Annotated in this window: 1 protein-coding gene and 1 pseudogene; one reads left to right on the top strand and one right to left on the bottom strand. The window is 42.8% G+C overall.

The window, feature by feature from the left end:
• On the bottom strand, positions 1-933 hold a 933-nt coding region (locus tag F6K37_RS41135), incomplete at its 3' end, for a tetratricopeptide repeat protein (RefSeq protein WP_287257049.1).
• Between the two features lie 141 nt (positions 934-1,074).
• Between F6K37_RS41135 and F6K37_RS41130 the strand changes: the two are divergent.
• A pseudogene (locus F6K37_RS41130) lies at positions 1,075-1,712 on the top strand (hypothetical protein); the annotation flags it as partial.

The raw sequence follows: 1,712 nt of genomic DNA, 5'->3' as shown, positions 1-1,712 counted from the left end.
AGAAAGCACAGAATATAGAAGATGCCATCGCTTGTTACCAACAGGAAAAGCCTCAAAGGTTCTGACTCTAAGAGCTTCTTGGTAACAAGCGATCGCTTCTTCTATATTCTCTGCTTTTTCACCTTTGATGCGGTGACCGTAAGCATTACCGAGATTATTTTGTGTATTTGCCCAATCTTCAGGAAATGCCTCAAAGGTATAAACTCTTAGAGCTTCTTGGTAACAAGCGATCGCCTCTTCTATATTCTCTGGTTTCTCACCTTTTATGCGGTCACCGTAAGCAATACCGATATTATCTTGTGTCCTTGCCCACTCAATAGGAAAAGCGTCAAAGGTATAAACTCTAAGAGCTTCTTGGTAACAAGCGATGGCATCTTCTATATTCTCTGCTTTCTCACCTTTTATGCGGTCACCGTAAGCAATACCGAGATTATTTTGTGTCATTGCCCACTCATAAGGAAAAGCCTCAAAAGTAAAAACTCTAAGAGCCTGTTTGCAACAAGCGATCGCCTCTTCTATATTCTGTGCTTTATCCCCTATGATGCGGTTATTGTAAGCAAGACCAAGATGATTTTGTGTAATTGCCCAATCAAAAGGAAATGCTTCACGGCTGAAAACAGTTAATGCCACTTCATAGCCAGTAATGGCAATTTCAATAGTGCTGGCTTTGTCACCCAAGGGGAATTCCGGAATTAGATTGCTGAAATTGCCAATAACTGCTGCTATAAACTTTGCTTCATCTGCTTCCGCTTCCGCCAGCTTAGGTATTGCCCAAGCCCGCAATATTTCTGCTAACTTATCATTAAGTTTGTCTGTATTTGCTTCCAGTAATTTCTCAACTACCTGCTGATTACCATTACTGGAAGCAATTGCTTGTAGTACCTCTAACAGAAAGTCGAGTTGGCCATCAGATGTATTGTCAGCCATTGCCATCCACTGCTCTACAATAGTTATTCAAAAAATAGACTTATTTAAAGCACCCTGGATTTGCCAATCTTCATACAAAACCTCATAGATTATAGCATTTCTAAGAAGTCAGAAGTCTGAAGTTAGAAGTCTGAAGTTAGAAGTAGAGTGGGCATCCTGCCCGCCCGTCTATTCCATATCAGTAGGGAACAGGGAGCAGGGAACAGGGAGCAGGGAGCAGGGAACAGGGAAGAGGGAGCAGGGAAAAGGTTTGTTCACGAGGCTCTGAGGCTCAACCACGGTATTCAAATACTCAACGTCGAGCCTCAGAGCCTCGTCCACGATATTCAAATACTCGACCACGAGACTCAAATACTCAACGTTGAGACTCTGAGACTCAACCACGATATTCAAATACTCAAACACGATATTCAAATACTCAACGTTGAGACTCTGATATTCGTTCACGAGGCTCTGAGACTCAACCACGGTATTCAAATACTCACGGTTGAAGTCCAGATACTCGTCCACAAGGTCCAGATACTCAAGGTTTATATTCAAATACTCAAGGGAGAGGTTCAGAACCCACTCAATCAGGTCTTGATAGCATGGCTTTTGAATGCGACACCTAACCGGATCTTACTTATCCCTAAACTGTTTCAACCAATTGGTCAAATCCACTTCGGTGTCTTGATGCAGTCGCTCATGGGGGAAACCCCCAAGACCGTGCTGCATCGCTTTCAAAATCTAACAACGCTTCCCCTAAATCCTCCAACTGGTCAAATTGAGGAATTATCCTTTGACCA

The organism is Moorena sp. SIO4E2 (genome assembly GCF_010671945.1).
In the GTDB taxonomy this organism is placed as follows: Bacteria; Cyanobacteriota; Cyanobacteriia; order Cyanobacteriales; family Coleofasciculaceae; genus Moorena; species Moorena producens.
The sequence above is the reverse complement of the archived record's forward strand: the minus strand, read 5'-3'. Positions and strand labels throughout refer to the sequence as shown.